This is a genomic window from Flavobacterium sp. 3HN19-14, assembly GCF_051373205.1.
GTDB lineage: Bacteria > Bacteroidota > Bacteroidia > Flavobacteriales > Flavobacteriaceae > Flavobacterium.
Genome location: NZ_JBPPZT010000001.1, coordinates 3,242,651 through 3,260,119, shown reverse-complemented (window position 1 = coordinate 3,260,119; position 17,469 = coordinate 3,242,651). Strand labels below are relative to the sequence as shown.

14 protein-coding genes, 6 pseudogenes and 1 riboswitch are annotated in these 17,469 nt (G+C 40.1%); of the genes and pseudogenes, 17 read left to right on the top strand and 3 right to left on the bottom strand.

Translation table 11 applies throughout. The features are described from left to right. The first annotated feature begins 470 nt into the window (after positions 1-470). The 14 genes and pseudogenes from ACSLFW_RS17605 to yidC all read left to right on the top strand — a co-directional run bounded on the left by ACSLFW_RS17605 (position 471) and on the right by yidC (position 11,154). Positions 471-845, top strand: a complete 375-nt coding sequence (locus tag ACSLFW_RS17605; RefSeq protein ID WP_436556830.1) for a hypothetical protein — start codon at positions 471-473, stop codon at positions 843-845. Continuing rightward, positions 829-1,296: a helix-turn-helix domain-containing protein gene (locus ACSLFW_RS17600; protein WP_436556829.1), complete on the top strand. Its 468-nt coding sequence runs from the start codon at positions 829-831 to the stop codon at positions 1,294-1,296. Before ACSLFW_RS17605 ends, ACSLFW_RS17600 begins: the two co-directional genes overlap by 17 nt. Further along, positions 1,283-1,783 (top strand): hypothetical protein, encoded by a 501-nt coding sequence (locus tag ACSLFW_RS17595; protein WP_436556828.1) that lies wholly within the window; start codon positions 1,283-1,285, stop codon positions 1,781-1,783. Before ACSLFW_RS17600 ends, ACSLFW_RS17595 begins: the two co-directional genes overlap by 14 nt. Positions 1,784-1,955: 172 nt before the next feature. Further along, positions 1,956-2,252 carry a hypothetical protein gene (locus ACSLFW_RS17590; RefSeq protein ID WP_436556827.1) on the top strand — a complete coding sequence of 99 codons (297 nt, stop codon included), beginning with the start codon at positions 1,956-1,958 and terminating at the stop codon, positions 2,250-2,252. Positions 2,253-2,296: 44 nt separating this feature from the next. Beyond that, positions 2,297-2,860, top strand: coding sequence for a dihydrofolate reductase family protein (locus ACSLFW_RS17585; protein ID WP_436556826.1), 564 nt, complete (start codon positions 2,297-2,299; stop codon positions 2,858-2,860). A gap of 97 nt (positions 2,861-2,957) precedes the next feature. Next, positions 2,958-4,486 (top strand): annotated as a pseudogene (gene guaA, locus ACSLFW_RS17580) (glutamine-hydrolyzing GMP synthase). 65 nt (positions 4,487-4,551) lie between these two features. After that, positions 4,552-4,815: a LysM peptidoglycan-binding domain-containing protein gene (locus ACSLFW_RS17575; protein ID WP_436556825.1), complete on the top strand. Its 264-nt coding sequence runs from the start codon at positions 4,552-4,554 to the stop codon at positions 4,813-4,815. A 421-nt stretch (positions 4,816-5,236) separates the two neighbouring features. Continuing rightward, positions 5,237-6,523 carry a LysM peptidoglycan-binding domain-containing protein gene (locus ACSLFW_RS17570; RefSeq protein WP_436556824.1) on the top strand — a complete coding sequence of 429 codons (1,287 nt, stop codon included), beginning with the start codon at positions 5,237-5,239 and terminating at the stop codon, positions 6,521-6,523. A gap of 104 nt (positions 6,524-6,627) precedes the next feature. Next, entirely contained in the window at positions 6,628-7,029 is a 402-nt protein-coding gene (locus ACSLFW_RS17565; protein ID WP_436556823.1) for an OsmC family protein, read from the top strand. Positions 7,030-7,107: 78 nt separating this feature from the next. Beyond that, complete coding sequence (locus ACSLFW_RS17560) at positions 7,108-7,338, top strand: DUF3820 family protein (protein WP_436556822.1); 231 nt, start codon at positions 7,108-7,110, stop codon at positions 7,336-7,338. A 262-nt stretch (positions 7,339-7,600) separates the two neighbouring features. After that, a pseudogene (locus tag ACSLFW_RS17555) lies at positions 7,601-8,772 on the top strand (CTP synthase). Beyond that, a pseudogene (locus ACSLFW_RS17550) lies at positions 8,706-9,214 on the top strand (glutamine amidotransferase-related protein). Before ACSLFW_RS17555 ends, ACSLFW_RS17550 begins: the two co-directional pseudogenes overlap by 67 nt. Positions 9,215-9,247: 33 nt before the next feature. Next, the gene (locus ACSLFW_RS17545) at positions 9,248-9,946 is read left to right on the top strand and encodes a YidC/Oxa1 family insertase periplasmic-domain containing protein (RefSeq protein WP_436556821.1); all 699 of its coding nucleotides are present in this window, start codon (positions 9,248-9,250) and stop codon (positions 9,944-9,946) included. Then, positions 9,849-11,154, top strand: a pseudogene (gene yidC, locus ACSLFW_RS17540) (membrane protein insertase YidC). The gene ACSLFW_RS17545 and the pseudogene yidC overlap by 98 nt, the downstream one beginning before the upstream one ends. 59 nt (positions 11,155-11,213) lie before the next feature. Here yidC and ACSLFW_RS17535 read toward each other — a convergent pair. Continuing rightward, complete coding sequence (locus ACSLFW_RS17535) at positions 11,214-11,660, bottom strand: hypothetical protein (protein ID WP_436556820.1); 447 nt, start codon at positions 11,658-11,660, stop codon at positions 11,214-11,216. Between the two features lie 195 nt (positions 11,661-11,855). Between ACSLFW_RS17535 and ACSLFW_RS17530 the strand changes: the two genes are divergently transcribed. From ACSLFW_RS17530 to mnmA, 3 genes and pseudogenes are all read left to right on the top strand, one after another. Then, entirely contained in the window at positions 11,856-12,461 is a 606-nt protein-coding gene (locus tag ACSLFW_RS17530) for a toxin-antitoxin system YwqK family antitoxin (RefSeq protein ID WP_436556819.1), read from the top strand. 194 nt (positions 12,462-12,655) lie between these two features. Continuing rightward, positions 12,656-13,201: a DUF4956 domain-containing protein gene (locus tag ACSLFW_RS17525; RefSeq protein ID WP_436556818.1), complete on the top strand. Its 546-nt coding sequence runs from the start codon at positions 12,656-12,658 to the stop codon at positions 13,199-13,201. A 94-nt stretch (positions 13,202-13,295) separates the two neighbouring features. Continuing rightward, positions 13,296-14,483: pseudogene (mnmA, locus tag ACSLFW_RS17520) on the top strand (tRNA 2-thiouridine(34) synthase MnmA). A gap of 126 nt (positions 14,484-14,609) precedes the next feature. On the opposite strand, the gene ACSLFW_RS17515 reads toward mnmA, so the two are convergent. Together ACSLFW_RS17515 and ACSLFW_RS17510 are read right to left on the bottom strand one after the other, a co-directional pair. Then, positions 14,610-15,821, bottom strand: coding sequence for a homoserine dehydrogenase (locus tag ACSLFW_RS17515; protein ID WP_436556817.1), 1,212 nt, complete (start codon positions 15,819-15,821; stop codon positions 14,610-14,612). A gap of 190 nt (positions 15,822-16,011) precedes the next feature. Continuing rightward, positions 16,012-17,190 (bottom strand): annotated as a pseudogene (locus ACSLFW_RS17510) (trans-sulfuration enzyme family protein). A 140-nt stretch (positions 17,191-17,330) separates the two neighbouring features. Further along, a riboswitch (SAM riboswitch) is annotated at positions 17,331-17,439 on the bottom strand. Between the last annotated feature and the right edge of the window lie 30 nt (positions 17,440-17,469).

Here is a 17,469-nt window from a genome sequence, read left to right as displayed (position 1 = left end):
TTTTTGATTGGCGGGGTGGTGGTTGTGTTAAAGTAGATAGTTAAAATCGGAAGTCAGAACCAACTTACAAAATCGTTTTTCCAATCCTTTGTAAATCCCTGTGTTGCTTTGCGGTTCTCTGCGTAATAACATTTCACAAGCTTACCACAATCCCGTTTCCCTGACGTGTAAAACACAACTTCTTTCGGGATATTGCTGACAGGCTATCACCGGAATTTACTATCGATGCCGTGCCTGATACGAAGGATGCGGAAAGGATTGCTGCGTTAGAGCTTGAGGTTACGGTTTTGAAGGCGGAAAGGGAGGTTTTGATTTGGGCGATGCGGGGGTAGGGTTTTGGATGTTGTTATGAATATATGTGGGCGATAGCTGCTAAGATATGGCGAACTAAAAAAAAAACAAATTAAATCAGAAAAAAAGGTTAATTAAAAAATATTTAGTTATCTTTATAACTTATAGGTTATATTTGCATGAAAAAAGCGGTAATAGTGAGACACGGAACTAAATATAATATAGCTTGTGACTTGGATTTTTTGCCTGAATTTATGAATTATGTTATGCAAGATCCGCAACACACTAGCGAAATAAAAATTATTTTCAGTCAAATTTTAGAAGGTCTAAAAAGTAAAAAATTTGGTGACGAACCTCACGGGACTAAGTCAATGAAGCCTTTCAAAAATAGAGAAAATGACCGAATAATTTGCAGTGTCAAGAAAGCAAAAGGAGAAAAACAAACTATAATTATGTCAGAAATATATTTACATAAGAATAGTGATGAAGTAGATAAAAAGTTAGATGTTAGATATAAAGTTGTTTCAAAACATGAATATGAAATTATTAAATAAATTAATCCACAAACTAGACACATCAGAATTTGATGTGACTTTTGAATCACAAATGGTTCAAAGTAGAATAATTAGTGTATTTCTTGAGATTATTGAATTTAAAAACCTAACTCAGCAAGAGCTCGTGCAGTTAACCGGGCTTTCGCAACCATTTTTAAGTGCAATTTTTAATAACAGGAAAAAATTAAATGTAGAACATATTGCAAAACTTCAAAAAGCATTAGGTGTTATTTTACAACCGCCTACATACTTGTCTAAAGAACAACATCATTATGAATATTACAATGAAAGTGATTATAGCGGATTGGATGAAATTTGTAGACTTAAAAACAACGATGTAATAATTTTACAATTAGGAGATTTTTTAAAATCCAGAGATGGATTTAAAACCGATAATAATTTATTAAATAAAAATTTGACCCCGAAACCTAAGAAATATGAATTTGCATAATTTTTCAAATAATGCGTTATTTAATAGTGATATATTGATTGAGAGTCAGTATGTAAAAGCTATTCAATTCATAACCCCTCCGGGTACTGACTTTGATTTTAATTCTGAGAATATTAATTTGGATTATCAATATCACATTCTCGATAATTCCGAGGATAAACGTTTTCACATTGTCCTTTTAGAGTTTAGCATTACTGAAAATGGTGTTGATGGAAAAGAACCCATTTGTGTTTTAAATATTGTTTTAGAAGGGATATATAAAATAAATGATTCAGTGGAGTATGATGATTCTAGTTTTAGTACAATCAAACATTTCGGGAGTTTAAATCTTATAATAAACTTTCTTAGATTGGTACTTTATAATATTACCTCGATGACATCAAATACTGGTTTCTATCTACCGCTAATTGATATTTCAAAACTTCACGAAAAAAACATGACTAAGCCCACGAAAAAAAGAAGTAAAAAAGTGTCATCAAAAAAGTAATATTCGATAACGCGCATTTCCAATCCATCGCCAAAACCAAACTGCAACCAAACCCTGCAGTTTTTTTATACACAAAATTCACTAACTTTGGTAAAACCACAACCGCCATGCTCAAAGACAAACTCCGCTCCAAAAAGAAAAGCTCAAAAAAGCCAGCCACATCATCGCCGGAATGATCATCCTGCTGCATGCGGTCGAGCGTTACGAAAGCGGGCATGCGACTTATCCTGTGTTTGCGGTTTTCGGATTGGTTTTTTTGGGCGTTGCAGCATTTCACCACAAGCTCGCTGCGAAATTCCGCTATATCGATGTGCTGTTTTTCAGCATCGAGGCGACTTTGTCGTTCGTGATTGCTTATGAATATTTCCACGCCGGAAAATCGGCATTGCCTTATGTTTATATTTTCGCCGGACTGATGCAGTTTTCGGGGATTTATTTTTTTCGGAAAAGACACATAGCACATAATTGATAATTAAGCCCCTGCACACTGAACTAATACCCTGAACCCAAAAAATGAGAAAATTAACCGCCTATAATTTCCTTTCGCTTAACGGCTATTACAAAGGAATCGACAATGACATCAGCTGGAACCGCCACGGCCAGGAAGAAAACGAGTTTGCTTCGGAAAACTCACAAGCGGAAAGCGTATTGGTATTTGGCCGGATTACCTATGAAATGATGGCAGGTTTCTGGCAATCAGAACAAGCAAACCAGCAAATGCCGGCCGTTGCCGACGGAATGAACAAAAGCGAAAAAATCGTCTTTTCCAATACGCTGAATGAAGCGAATTGGAAAAATACAACCCTGATAAAAGGCGACATGATCGAATCGATGAAAAAACTCAAAGCGACAGAAGGCAAAGACATGACGATTTTGGGCAGCGGCAGTATCATCACGCAGTTTGCCGAGCATAATCTTATCGATGTCTATCAGTTTATGGTAAATCCCGTTGCATTAGGCAACGGCACTGCTGCCTTTAGCGGACTTCCCCACAAACTTGATTTAAAGCTCATCAGCAGCAGGGTTTTCAAAAGCGGTGTTGTGCTGTTGAATTATGAGCCGTTGGATAAGGAGTAAATTACGCAAAACCCTGAGCCCTAAACCCATTGTCCTGCACCCTCAAAAAATCAAAAATACCTTTTTCACATTCCAATTATAAAAGTTATTTTTGCACATGCAACACAACGTACTTATTTTAGATTTCGGCTCGCAATACACACAACTCATTGCACGCCGTGTTCGCGAATTAAATATATTCTGCGAAATTTTTCCCTTCAACAATTATCCATCAGATTTATCTTCTTACAAAGCGGTCATCCTGGGCGGAGTCCGTATTCGGTGCGCGCTGAAGACGCTTTGCAGATTGATTTGTCTGAAATCCGCGGAAAATTGCCTTTATTGGCGGTTTGCTACGGCGCACAATATCTCGCGCATTTTTCAGGTGGAGAAGTAGCAGCTTCCAACATCAGGGAATATGGCCGCGCGAATTTGTCTTACATCAAAGAAAATGAACCTTTTTTTGAAGATGTAAGTGCCAATTCTCAGGTTTGGATGAGCCACAGCGATACGATCAAACATTTGCCTACCAACGGCGTGAAGCTCGCCAGTACGCATGACGTGGAAAATGCGGCTTATAAAATCGAAGGCGAAACGACGTATGCAATTCAATTTCACCCGGAAGTATACCATTCGACAGACGGAAAACAAATGCTCGAAAATTTCCTCGTGAAAATCGCGCACGTTCCTCAAAATTTTACACCGAATGCATTCGTGGATGAAATCGTTGCCGAAATGAAAGAGAAAATCGGTGATGAGAAAGTCGTCCTCGGATTGTCTGGCGGCGTAGATTCTACCGTTGCAGCCGTACTTTTAAACAAAGCCATCGGCAAAAATCTATATTGTATCTTCGTTAACAACGGATTGCTTCGTAAAAATGAATTCGAAAGTGTACTCGAACAATACAAAGGCATGGGATTGAACGTAAAAGGCGTTGATGCTTCGTCACGTTTCCTCGATGCCCTCGCCGGAATCGAAGAACCTGAGTTAAAAAGAAAAGCCATCGGCCGCGTCTTTATCGAAGTTTTTGACGACGAAGCGCACCAGATTGAAGACGTGAAATTCCTCGCGCAAGGCACGATTTATCCTGATGTAATCGAATCGGTTTCGGTAAAAGGGCCATCGGCTACCATAAAATCACACCACAATGTTGGCGGTTTGCCGGATTATATGAAACTCAAGATTGTCGAGCCGCTTCGCATGCTGTTCAAAGATGAGGTCAGGAGGGTTGGCGCAACATTGGGCATCGATGCTGCGTTATTAGGAAGACATCCGTTTCCGGGGCCTGGATCGTCAATCAGGATTTTAGGCGATATTACTCCGGAAAAAGTGCGTATCTTACAGGAAGTTGATGCTGTTTTTATCGACGGCTTAAAATCCTGGGGACTGTACGATAAAGTATGGCAGGCAGGCGCGATTTTGCTTCCTGTGAACAGCGTTGGCGTAATGGGCGATGAGCGCACTTACGAAAAAGTGGTCGCGCTTCGTGCCGTAGAATCGACTGACGGAATGACTGCTGATTGGGTACATTTGCCATACGATTTCTTAATGAAGGTGTCGAATGACATTATTAATAAAGTCAAGGGCGTGAACCGCGTGGTGTATGATATCAGCTCGAAACCGCCGGCAACGATAGAATGGGAATAGTTATTGAAGGAAAGTGGTCAGTGGTCAGTGTTCGGTGATCAGTTCTAAACTAATAAAACAAACAAATGATGAAACAGTTTTTGATATTTTTCGCAGTTTTGCTCACGTCTTTTTCAGGATTGGCGCAGGATAAAATCATCAAGCATACCGTAGCCAAAGGCGAGACGGTTACACAAATCGCCGAGAAATACAAAGTAAAACCCGCAGATATTTATCGCCTCAACCCGGATTCACAGAATGGCGTGAAACCTGATATGGTTTTACTGATTCAGGGCGGAAAAGCGTCAAAGAGAAAACCGAAACTAAAGTTGAATCCAAACCAGAGCTAAAAAAAGGATCAGTTTCTCCAGCGAAAACCCATGTCGTTGCTGCGAAAGAAACCTTATTCGGACTTGCGAAAGAATACAATGTTTCCGTTGAAGATTTACAGAAAGCCAATCCCGAGATTAAAGGCGGATTACAGGTTGGCGACACGATTAAAATTCCGGGAAAAGGAAAAGTTGAAAAAGTAGTTTCAAAAGATAAGAAAGAAGCTAAGAAAAAAGCCGAGCCGATTTTTCACACCGTTGAAGCAAAAGAAACCAAATATGCTATCGCAAAGCAATACAATACCACTGTTGAGGAAATCGATGCGCTGAATCCGGAAGTCAAAAACGGACTGCAAATCGGCTTTCGCCTGAAAATCATTCCGGTGAACCGAAAACAGAAGCTGTCGCGACGAAGGAAGATACACCGGTTGTCATAAAGCCAATGGCAAAGAAAGCAGAGTTTGTTGATTATGAGGTCAAACCAAAAGAAACGCTTTACAGCCTTACGAAAAAGACCGGTTTATCGCAGGAAGAATTGGTGAAAATCAATCCGGAATTGAAAGACGGACTCAAAGACGGCATGACCATCAAGCTTCCGGCGAACATTACGATTGTCGAAAATACTGAAAAAGCAGTCGTCGGATTGGCGAAAACCATTAAAAAGCAAGGTGAAAAGAAACAACTGGTTTTGTTATTGCCATTCAATATTTCAAAAATCGAAGGCGACACGCTCAACTCGACTGCGGCGCGTTTAAAGACAGACAAATTCCTCAATATGACGCTTGATTTTTATTCAGGTGCATTGATGGCGATTGATTCTGCCAAAACGCTTGACCTGAATATCGATGTCAAAATACTCGATTCACAGGAAACCAAAAGTTCCTCTTCGGTAGCCAGCCTTATCCAAAATAATAACCTGCAAAATGCTGATGTGATTATCGGGCCATTTTATCAGGCGAATGTTGAAAAAACAGCTGAATTGCTGGGAAAAACTAAAGTTCCTGTGATTTCGCCATTGTCAAAAGAACCCGGAAAATCATTTTCGAATTTATTGCAATCGATGCCATCTTCGGAATTGATTAAAAACGGAATGCTTGACTATTTGCGTTCGAAAAACGGCAATATGCTGGCGATTGTAGATCCGAAGAAATTGTCAACGAAGCAATTCCTCAAAAATCATAAAGACGTAAAACTCATCGGCCTGAATGAAAAAAACCAGGTGATTGCTGACAGTCTTAGCAAAAAACTCGTAAAGGGCAGGAAGAATTATATCATTCTTGATTCTGAAAAAACCGGGACGATTTTGAATGCTTTGAATGTTTTGATTACACTTTCAAAAGATTACGAAATCCAATTGGTGATTTTAGAAAAAAATGATACGTTGGACTTTGAGGAAATTCCGCTCGCCAAATTAGCGCAGTTGAATTTATTGTATCCGTCAGTAACACGCGACAACGATACGCCGGAAGCGACAGTTTTCGAGAAAGAATATAAAGAGCACAATAAGATCTTTCCGAACCAATACGCAACCCGCGGTTTTGACGTAGTTTTGGATGCAATGCTGCGGCTTTCGCAAGAACAAAGTTTTTCAGAAACTATTGATACGATGGCGTCTGAACAGGTAGAAAATAAATTCGAATATGAAAAAAGAGCGGCCGGTGGTTATGCCAATAAAGCGTTCTATATTTTGTATTATGACACCGATTTGTCTGTAAAAGAAGCCAATTAAAAAAATAGTCGCCACGAATTTCCACGAATTTATACTAATCAATTCGTGGTAATTCGTGAAATTCGTGGCTAAAAATTGACATATCGCACTTAAATATAATGAATATGACCTCAAAAGTAACATACTTAGGCGATTTAAGAACATCATCAATCCATCTGGCGTCGGGTTCAGAGATTATTTCCGACGCGCCTGTTGACAACAACGGAAAAGGCGAGGCATTTTCTCCAACGGACACAGTTGCCAACGCACTGGCAAGTTGTATGCTGACGGTTATGGCAATCAAAGCCAATACGATGGATGTTGATTTTACAGGTTCGACGGCTTCCGTAACGAAACACATGCAGGCAGAACCGAGAAAAATTTCTAAAATTGAAGTGGTTTTTGATATGAGCATCGCGGCTGATGAAAAAACCAAAACTATTCTTGAAAGAACGGCGCTGACCTGCCCGGTTCATTTGAGTTTGCATCCGGATATTGAGAAAGTGGTAACTTTTAATTGGAAATAAAAAGAAAATAGAGTCAAGAGACAAGAATCAAGATTTTCAGTTTGTCTTGATTCTTGGCTCTTGATTCTTTACTCTAAAATGGAACAAGACCCAAAACAGCTCATAAAGCTCGCCCATACCAAAATGCCCTTCGGAAAATACGAGGGGCGTTTTCTTATAGATTTACCCGAATATTACGTCGTCTGGTACCATAATAAAGGTTTTCCAAAAGGCGAATTAGGCCAGCAATTACAGCTAATTTATGAGTTAAAACTAAACGGACTCGAAGAGCTTATCCGCAATATTAAGATGCGGTATCCAAAGCCTTAATTAACGAATGTGGGAATTAGTGAATTAGCGAATTCCAAAAATGAGTTGATCATAACTTTAAAAACAGAATATTTCATGCTTTTAAAGTTCAAAATTGTCTTCCGATTTTCGACAAACAGAGCATCCGCTAATTCGCTAATTTTCTCATTCGCTAATTAATTTTCTCATTATCTAATTGCCCAATTATCTAATTAAATTCACTACTTTTGCCACGTTTTTGACCTAACTACATCATAAACGCAACAACACAAACAACAAGACAATGAATCAGACAAAATATATTTTTGTTACAGGCGGTGTGACTTCCTCTTTAGGGAAGGGAATCATCGCGGCCTCACTCGCGAAACTGCTTCAGGCAAGAGGGTATCGCGCGACCATACAAAAGTTCGACCCGTATATCAATGTCGATCCGGGAACGCTGAATCCGTACGAGCACGGCGAATGTTTTGTAACGGATGACGGTGCCGAAACTGACCTCGATTTAGGCCATTACGAACGTTTCCTGAATGTGCCGACTTCGCAAGCGAACAATGTGACGACAGGCCGCGTTTATCTTTCTGTTATCGAAAAGAAAGAAGAGGCGAATTCCTTGGAAAAACCGTTCAGGTCGTACCGCACATCACCAACGAAATCAAGGAAAGAATGCAATTGCTCGGTAATTCAGGCGAGTTTGACATTGTAATTACTGAAATCGGTGGGACTGTCGGAGATATCGAATCGCTTCCTTACATCGAATCTGTACGCCAATTGGTCTGGGATTTGGGCGATAACAACAGCATCGTAATTCACCTGACTTTAGTGCCTTATCTGGCTGCTGCAGGCGAATTGAAAACAAAACCTACACAACACTCGGTCAAAACTTTAATGGAAAGCGGAATCAAAGCCGACATCCTCGTTTGCCGAACTGAACATGAATTGTCTGACGAACTGCGCAGCAAATTGGCGTTGTTCTGTAATGTGAAACGCGAGGCCGTTATCCAGTCGATTGACGCATCAACGATATACGAAGTGCCAAATTTAATGCTTGAAGAAGGATTGGATGTCGTCGCTTTAAAAAGATTAGACCTTCCGCAGAAGAATACACCAGACATGAAAAACTGGAATGTATTCCTCCAAAGACTGAAAAAGCCAAAACACGTCGTCAATATCGGATTGATCGGAAAATATGTGGAGTTGCAGGATTCCTATAAATCGATTCTCGAAGCGTTCATCCACGCAGGTGCGACGAATGAAACGAAAGTCAATGTAGTTTCCGTACATTCAGAATACATCGATGCGAATAATGTTGCCGAAAAATTCGAAGGCCTTGACGGAATCGTCGTTGCCCGGGATTCGGCGAACGCGGCATCGAAGGAAAGATTGAAGCGGTGCGTTATGCGCGTGAAAATAACATTCCGTTTTTCGGGATTTGTTTGGGAATGCAAATGGCCGTAATTGAATATTCAAGAAATGTTCTGGGATTGAAAGATGCCAATTCAACTGAAATGAATGTCGGCACATCACACCCGGTAATCGATTTGATGGAAGAGCAGAAAACCATCACCGACAAAGGCGGAACGATGCGTCTCGGTGCCTGGAAATGTGATTTAAAACCGAATACTTTAGCCGAAAAAATCTACGGAAAAAGCACGATTTTAGAACGTCACCGCCACCGTTATGAATTCAACGGCGAATATTTGCAGAAATTGGAAAATGCCGGGCTGAAAGCGTCAGGCGTCAATCCGATACCGGTTTGGTAGAGATTGTCGAGATTGAAAAGCATCCGTTTTTTATCGGCGTTCAGTACCATCCGGAATATAAAAGTACGGTTGCCAATCCGCACCCATTATTTGTTAATTTTGTAGCCGCTGCGGTAAAAGCAAAGAAAATAGTTTAAATAATAATTGATTCAGCGCGAGCTGTAAAAAAAATGGAAGAAAAGAAGTTAGACCTGAATACGATTATCGGGTATGTGTTGATTTTTGGAATTATAATCGGGTTGTTGTATTTCAATACGCCGTCGCAGGCAGAACTCGACAAGAAAGCCAAACAGGAACAAGCTGAAAAAGCGAAGGCAAATCCGGTAAAACCCGCTGAAAATGTTGCAGCGATTCCTGTAAATGATACAACTGTCAAAGATTCTGCAGCCATCAAAAAATTGCAGGGCGCTTTGGGCGGTTTTGCTTATTCGGCTACGATTCCATCTGCAAAAGACGCATTTACGACAATTGAGAATGATTTAGTTTCTTTGAAAATCGCCAACAAAGGCGGTTATATCGTTGAAGCGAAATTGAAGAAATTCGAGAAATTCAAAAAAGGTTCAGGCGAATTGGTAGAATTGATCAAAGACAACAACGCCAGCCTGAATATCCAATTGCAAACACAGGACAACCGCACTTTAGAGACGAAAAACCTGTATTTCGAACCGACACTTACCAAATCAGGCAATGACCAGATTCTTGCGATGCGCCTGAAAGCCAGTTCCAGAAGCTTACTTAGAGTACAAATATGTATTGAAAGCCAAAGATTATATGATGGATTTTGTCGTGCGTTCGCAAGGCCTCAACAAAGTCATCAACACTTCAAAACCGTTGGATTTAGAGTGGAGTTTGAAATCTTACCGCAATGAAAAAAGCGTTTCTTACGAAAACCGTTATGCAGACGTCCGTTACGAATCTGAAGGTAAAAAGAACGATTTAGGGCAAGGAAAAGACAAGACTGAAACGTTAGATGAAGTTTCTTACATCGCTTTCAAACAACACTTCTTCACTTCGATTTTATTGACTGACAAACCGTTTAAGAAAGCCGAATTGTATTCGACGAACTTAGTTTTAGACGATAAGAAAGATACGATTTTCACCAAGCAGTTCCGCGCGAAAGTGCCGTTGGCATTTGAAAACGGCGAAGTTAACCAGAAAATGAACTGGTATTACGGCCCAACAGATTACAAATTATTGAAAAGTTATGACAAAAATATCGAAGATATCGTGCCGCTGGGTTGGGGCATCTTCGGATGGATCAACCGCCACATCTTTATTCCGCTTTACGGATTTTTGTCAGGTTTTCTTTCTTACGGGATCGGGATCATCATTTTTACGTGCATCGTAAGAATCGTAATGTCGCCGGTGACTTACAAGTCCTATTTGTCTCAGGCAAAAATGAAAGTATTGCGTTCCGGAAATCGCAGAGCTCAACGAAAAGTACAAAAACGACGCGATGAAAAAACAGCAGGAAACCATGAAGCTGTACAACAAAGCTGGCGTGAATCCGATGGCTGGCTGTTTGCCGGCGATTATGCAGATTCCGGTGTTTTATGCGCTTTTCCAGTTCTTCCCGTCGGCAATTGAATTGAGGCAGAAAGGATTTTTATGGGCGAATGACCTTTCGTCTTTCGATGCGGTTTATACCTGGAAGCAACATATTCCTATAATTTCAAGCATTTACGGCAACCACATCAGTATCTTCCCGATTTTGGCTTCGATTGCGATTTTCTTCTATATGCGAATGACGACAGGCGACCAACCGCAGGCTCCGGCTCAGGAAGGCATGCCGGATATGGGCAAAATCATGAAGGTGATGATTTACATTTCGCCGTTGATGATGTTGATTTTCTTCAACAATTATGCATCCGGATTGAGTTTGTATTATTTCATTTCGAATGCGATTACGATTGGAATCATGCTTGTCATCAAAAATTACATCGTTGATAATGATAAAATCCACGCGCAAATCCAACAAAATAAACTGAAAGAGCCAAAGCAGCAAGGTAAATTCCAACGCAAGCTGGCAGAAATGATGGAGCAGGCGGAAGCGCAGAAAAAAGCAGGAAAGAAATAATTTTGTTTATTTCAGATTAAAATAAAAAGCCGGATTCAAATTTGATTCCGGCTTTTCTGTTAATTATCAATTTTCTCAAGTGTTGTAATTTTCGCTGCATTTTTACTGTCTAAACTCGTCATTACAAGAGTTTTATTATTATTTGAAAAGTAAGTCTGCACATCCAAATCATATAATTTCTGTCCGTTTTGATAAGCTTTGAATCTGTAATTGTCTTTCACAACATTAATCCATTTTACTACAACACCAGAATTAACCACCATTACACAATCGCCGTTTTCAGTTTGATAAGTGATATTATTGTTTCTGCCGGATGAAGTAAATTCAAACGTACCCATCAAATCACAAGCTGATAGTTTTGTTGGATTACCGTCTTTTGTTTCCGAAACCATCTTCCATTTCCCGATGATTGGATCGGAAGTGCTGCCGTTGTCTTCTCCGCTTGCACAACCTGTAATCAGCATCATGAAAAATGTAAGGATTCCAAAGCGTAAAGATTTTTTCATAATGAAGAATTTTAGTGAAATAATAAATCTAAGTAATTGATAATCTGGTCATATTTCAATACGCAGTTTGTCGTATTTTTATTTTCGGCACGGGATTTGGCTGATTGAAATAAACCCTGTTTTTTTTCGTTTTTATACGAACACAACACAAAAACTAAAGTTTTAAAACTTAAATTTGCACGACAAAACTTACTTATGAAAAACATCAGATCTGCCGCTTTACTCGTTTTGCTATTGTCATTTTCTCAGTATATAATTGCGCAGGAATTCAATAAATTAGATGCTTCCGGAAAAAAGAACGGTTTGTGGAAAGGCATTTACGAAGAATCGAAAAGACCGCGCTACGAAGGCACTTTTGACCACGGCGTAGAAACCGGTACGTTTAAATACTTCGATGATACAAAAGCAAAATCAGTTATTGCCACGCGTGTTTTTTCTGAAAACGGAACAGTGGCCTACACGACTTTCTTCGACCAAAAAGGAAATGTCGTAAGCGAAGGCAAAACGGTCAACCGACTCAATGAAGGCGAATGGAAATATTACCATGAAGAATCGAAAGCCGTCATGACCACTGAAAATTATACCAAAGGAAAGGTCAATGGAGTGAGAAAGGTGTTTTATAAAGAAGGCGGAATTGCCGAAGAAGCCACTTATATCGATGATGTAAAAAACGGCCATATAAAAAATATTCCGACAAAGGAATTGTCCTGGAAGAAGTTGGATACAAAAACGGGCAATTTGACGGAGCCGCCATTTATAAAGATCCGGAAGGCAATCTCATTGCGAAAGGGCCTTACGTAAATGGTGTAAAAAAAGGAAAATGGCAGTTTTTTGTTAATGGTAAACTCCAAAAAGAAGAAGTCTTGCCGGTTATTCAAAAAATAAAAAGAACGAAAGCTGACAAGGCAACTTCAAATGTTAAAAAAAAGGTAACGCCGAAAAAGAAGTAAAGTTTAAGTCGTAAATTTAAATTGAGGTTGCTAAACTGACTCAATATGAATTTACACGAACTCGGATTAAGATTGCTGTTACTGATCCTGTCAATCCTGATCCTTTTTTTTATTTCGAATCGCAGGAAAAGCGAAACACTCAATCCGCTTTTCATGATTATCGGTTTGTGTACTTTCAGTCTGCTGTATGTTTTTACAAAAGTAGAAATCGGCGTAGGCATTGGTTTCGGACTTTTCGCCATCTTTTCGATTTTGCGTTTCCGTACAAAAGCTTTTACGATAAATGCCGTTATTTTTCTGTTCGTTTGCATGACGCTTTCGATTCTCGATGTGTTTTTTCCGGCAGATAAATATTTCGATTTGCTTTTATTTCACGGCGGAATCATCATCGCTTATTTTCTGGGGACTTTCCGGAATGTAAAATACCTGAGCAGTTTTGAATTGACGCTTGATACCTGTGATTTTCCCAATCTCGATGAATCGAAAATGAGAAAGTGCATCGCAGAGCGCATTCCATTTGAAGAATTCAAATACAAAATTATTTCGGTAAATGCCGTTGCAAATGAAGTTAAAGTCGAGGTTTTTTATTAAATAAACTTACCTCATTATAGCTTTAACCAATCGCTTTTGATTATTTCACTGTAATTAATTCGTAAATTTGCCCCCAATTTCAATATCAATTTCAATGAAAAGGGTAGTAGTCGGACTTTCAGGCGGTGTAGATTCCAGCGTTGCAGCTTATCTTTTGCAGCAGCAGGGCTATGAAGTGATTGGCTTGTTTATGAAGAACTGGCACGACGATTCTGTGACGATTTCAAATGAATGCCCGTGGCTCGAAGACAGCAACGACGCCTTATTGGTAGCAGAAAAACTTCGGGATTCCTTTTCAAACCGTAGATTTGAGCGAACAATACCAGGAAAAAATCGTCGACTACATGTTCAGCGAATATGAAAAAGGACGTACGCCCAATCCGGATGTATTGTGCAACCGCGAAATCAAATTCGATGTTTTCATGAAAATCGCCATGAGCCTTGGGCCGATTATGTGGCAACCGGCCATTATTGCCGCAAAGGCGAAACTGAAGTTGATGGAAAACCCGTTTATCAGTTGCTCGCCGGTGCCGATGCCAATAAAGACCAATCGTATTTTTTATGCCAGCTTTCACAGGAACAACTGGCGAAATCCCTTTTCCCGATTGGAGAATTGCAGAAATCAGAAGTACGCGAAATCGCCTCAAAAATGGAGCTCGTCACAGCCGAAAAGAAGGATTCGCAAGGATTATGCTTTATCGGAAAAGTGCGTTTGCCTGAATTCCTGCAGCAAAAATTACAGCCTAAAGAAGGACTGATTGTCCAGATTGATAAAAATAATCCGGTTTATGAAACCCAAAATCCAACCGGCATTTCAGAACAAGAAGTTTTAGAATACAAAAGTCATCCGAAACCTTACGTTCCCGAAATGGGAAAAATCGTCGGCAAGCACCAAGGTGCGCATTATTTCACCAACGGCCAGCGAAAAGGCCTCAATGTTGGCGGAACAGTTGAACCGTTATTCGTGATCGCAACGGACATTGAAACCAACACTATCTATACCGGTTTAGGCAGTGAACATCCTGGATTGTTCAAAAAAGCACTTTTCGTCGCACAATCAGAAATCCATTGGATTCGCGAGGATTTAGCTCTAAAAGATGGCGAAACCCGCGACGTCGTGGCCAGAATCCGTTATCGTCAGCCATTACAGAAAGCCACGCTCCATCAATTTGAAAACGGAATGTATGTTTCGTTTGAAGCGCCGCAATCGGCCATTACTGAAGGGCAGTTTGTGGCTTGGTATGAAGGCGATGAGTGTTTGGGCTCTGGAGTTATTTCATGATGCTATATTTTACCACGAAGACACAAAGACGCTAAGTTTTTAATTTTCAATACTTAAGACTTTATGTCTATTGATTCAAATACAATCTAAATCTTCGTGACTTAGCGCCTTTGCGCCTTCGTGATATTACAACAAAACAAACGACTGCTTCAAATTACCGCCTTCAACTTCCCGCAATTGCTGCAAAGAAATCGTCCCGGTGATATATCCCGATTCATGATTCAGGTAAGATTCGTCAATCGAAATAAAATATTTTTTCAGGTTTTCAGCATCTGCCGCTTCATGCCGCAATAATACTTTTAAAGTCACGTCATCAGACAAAGTCAGTGGCTTTCCGTCAATCTGCTGTCTGCTGTCTGCTTGCTGCTGACTGATCTTCTTATATTCATATTTATAGTCATAACCCAATGCCGAAATATCCGATAAAACCGCCGAAGCCGTCGGATGTGCACCCGCACCTTTACCCACAAAAAACTGCTCGTCGGCAAAACTCGTTTTGGTTACAACGCCGTTAAAAACATCATCAACATTGTACAAACGATCTTCGGCTGCGACAAATTTAGGCAACACAAAAGCTGAAATATCGCCATCAGCATTCTTAAAAGCTTTAGCCACAAGTTTGATTTTCAGGTCTTTTTCTTTCGCATATTTCAATTCGAGTTTGCCGATTTTATCAATGCCAATATTGAACAAATCAGCAGGTTGTGCAATATAACCAAACGAATGCGCCAGTAAAATTAACAGTTTATATTTCGCATCGAATCCACCCGTGTCGAGAATAGGATTGCTTTCCGCAAAACCTTTTTCCTGTGCTTCTTTGAGTGCCGCTTCATACGAAAGATTTTCCTTAAAAGTCTTTGTCAGAATATAATTCGTCGAGCCGTTCACAATCCCTTCAATCGAGTCCAAAAGGTCATTGTCGTAATATTCCTCAAGATTCCTGATAATCGGCATACTCGCGCAGCACGCGGCTTCGTACAACAATGGCACTTTATATTCGCGTTGCAATTCGAGCAATTCTGTAAAATGTTCCGCAATCATTTTCTTGTTCGCAGACACCACGGCTTTCCCGCTTTTCAATGCTTTCGAAACGATTTCAAAAGCCGCATCTGCATCGTCAATCAACTCGACAACCACATTAATTTCCGGATCATTAAAAATATCCGAAGGGTCAAAAGTGAAGTTTTCTGAGCCAATTTCGCGCTTTTTCAAACGGTCTTTCACGCATATTTTTTTGATATCTGCCTTTAATCCCGGGGTTTTCTGCAAAACTTCATACAATCCGAAACCCACGCAGCCAAATCCGAACAATCCTATATTTAATTTTTTTCCTGACATTTTTTTCTTTTTAAACACGAATTTCACAGATTTGCACAAATTCATTTTTTTAAAATTTGTGAAAATTCGTGTAATCTGTGCTGATTCATAATATTTTTTTGAAGCTAATCCCGCTTTCGGCTATATCTTTTGCCGCCTAAAGAAGGCAGCAAAAGGATAACGCCTCAATCGGGGCTAGGGCATTTGTGCTTTATACAACTTCCGAAGTTAATTCGACATTCGCTTTCACGGCACTTTCAATCGCGAGTTTCAAATCGGCAATCAAGTCATCGGCATCTTCGAGTCCGACCGACAAACGAATCAGGCTGTCGGTAACACCCGAAGCATATCGCTTTTCAACAGGAATCGATTTATGCGTCATTTCACAAGGCAGGCAACACAGGCTTTTCACGCCGCCCAAACTTTCTGCCAGCTTGAACAATTTCGTATCCGAAACGATTTGTGAAGCAAGTTTCTTGTCATCAATTGCCAGATCAAAAGCAACCACGCCGCCGAAATATTTCTGCTGGCTTTTTGCGATATCATGGTTTTGATGTGTTTTCAATCCCGGATAATAAACGTTTTTGACAAGTTTTTCGGTCGTCAGATATTCAGCGATTTTCTGGGCATTATCTGCGTGTTGTCGGATTCTTAACGACAAAGTTTCAATGCCGCGAATCACCAACCAAGAGTCAAACGGTCATAAAATCGCACCGGATGCATTCTGTATGAATTTGATTTTTGCGCCCAATTCCTCATTCGCTGTAATCACCAAACCGGCAATCAAATCGCTGTGTCCTGAAATATATTTCGTTGCACTGTGCACAACCAAATCGGCACCGTAATTAATCGGCTGTTGTGCAATTGGCGAGGCGAAAGTGTTGTCTACGCAAAGAAGTACGTTGTTGTCTTTTGCAATTTTCCCAATCGCGCGCAGATCGGCAATTTTTAAAGTCGGATTGGTTGGTGATTCGATCCAGATCAGTGCAGTTTTATCGGTAATTGCTTTCGCTACATTTTCTGCATTGGTCGCATCAACATAATTAACTTTAATCCCGAATTTTTCATAAACATGCGTAAACAAACGGAAAGCACCGCCATAAATGTCGTCAACAGCAATAATTTCATCTCCGGCGGATAATAATTTCACGACAGCATCAATCGCTGCCAATCCGCTGGCAAAGGCATAACCGTTGGTGCCTTTTTCTAGTTTAGCCGCAATATCTTCAAGGATTTTTCGGGTCGGATTATTACTTCTGGCGTAATCAAATCCTTTATGAACGCCGGGTGAGTCCTGTACAAATGTAGAAGTCTGGTAAATCGGCACCGAAACCGAGCCGGTAAGTTCGTCAACGGGAATGTAGTGTAAAATGTTCGTTTGCTCTTTCATCTTTTGATGGTTTTTAAGATTTGTAATATTTTTTCGCTTTTAAAAAAATATTCCATCCGGTATCGAAAGGGCATAAAAAATGCGCTCCCGATAAGTCAGAAGCGCATATAATATTTCGAACTATTAATTGCTGATTTCTAAGCTTATCTTTCCCTGTTTTCACAAGGGTTGAAGGTGGCACCTTATTCATTGCTGAACAGGTTGCCAAGACGTCATCGGGTCAATTCCCTCGGTCTTTCTGGATAAGAATAATAATTTTAAGAACTTGCCGCAAAGTTA

What these genes read in the sequence shown, in the direction of transcription:
- ACSLFW_RS17590 (WP_436556827.1), top strand. Translation starts at nt 1,956, where the DNA reads ATGATCATCCTGCTGCATGCGGTCGAGCGTTACGAAAGCGGGCATGCG.
- ACSLFW_RS17595 (WP_436556828.1), top strand. Translation starts at nt 1,283, where the DNA reads ATGAATTTGCATAATTTTTCAAATAATGCGTTATTTAATAGTGATATA.
- ACSLFW_RS17515 (WP_436556817.1), bottom strand. Translation starts at nt 15,821, where the DNA reads ATGTCAGGAAAAAAATTAAATATAGGATTGTTCGGATTTGGCTGCGTG.
- ACSLFW_RS17535 (WP_436556820.1), bottom strand. Translation starts at nt 11,660, where the DNA reads ATGAAAAAATCTTTACGCTTTGGAATCCTTACATTTTTCATGATGCTG.
- ACSLFW_RS17525 (WP_436556818.1), top strand. Translation starts at nt 12,656, where the DNA reads ATGAATTTACACGAACTCGGATTAAGATTGCTGTTACTGATCCTGTCA.
- ACSLFW_RS17565 (WP_436556823.1), top strand. Translation starts at nt 6,628, where the DNA reads ATGACCTCAAAAGTAACATACTTAGGCGATTTAAGAACATCATCAATC.
- ACSLFW_RS17530 (WP_436556819.1), top strand. Translation starts at nt 11,856, where the DNA reads ATGAAAAACATCAGATCTGCCGCTTTACTCGTTTTGCTATTGTCATTT.
- ACSLFW_RS17585 (WP_436556826.1), top strand. Translation starts at nt 2,297, where the DNA reads ATGAGAAAATTAACCGCCTATAATTTCCTTTCGCTTAACGGCTATTAC.
- ACSLFW_RS17560 (WP_436556822.1), top strand. Translation starts at nt 7,108, where the DNA reads ATGGAACAAGACCCAAAACAGCTCATAAAGCTCGCCCATACCAAAATG.
- ACSLFW_RS17545 (WP_436556821.1), top strand. Translation starts at nt 9,248, where the DNA reads ATGGAAGAAAAGAAGTTAGACCTGAATACGATTATCGGGTATGTGTTG.
- ACSLFW_RS17600 (WP_436556829.1), top strand. Translation starts at nt 829, where the DNA reads ATGAAATTATTAAATAAATTAATCCACAAACTAGACACATCAGAATTT.
- ACSLFW_RS17605 (WP_436556830.1), top strand. Translation starts at nt 471, where the DNA reads ATGAAAAAAGCGGTAATAGTGAGACACGGAACTAAATATAATATAGCT.
- ACSLFW_RS17575 (WP_436556825.1), top strand. Translation starts at nt 4,552, where the DNA reads ATGATGAAACAGTTTTTGATATTTTTCGCAGTTTTGCTCACGTCTTTT.
- ACSLFW_RS17570 (WP_436556824.1), top strand. Translation starts at nt 5,237, where the DNA reads ATGGCAAAGAAAGCAGAGTTTGTTGATTATGAGGTCAAACCAAAAGAA.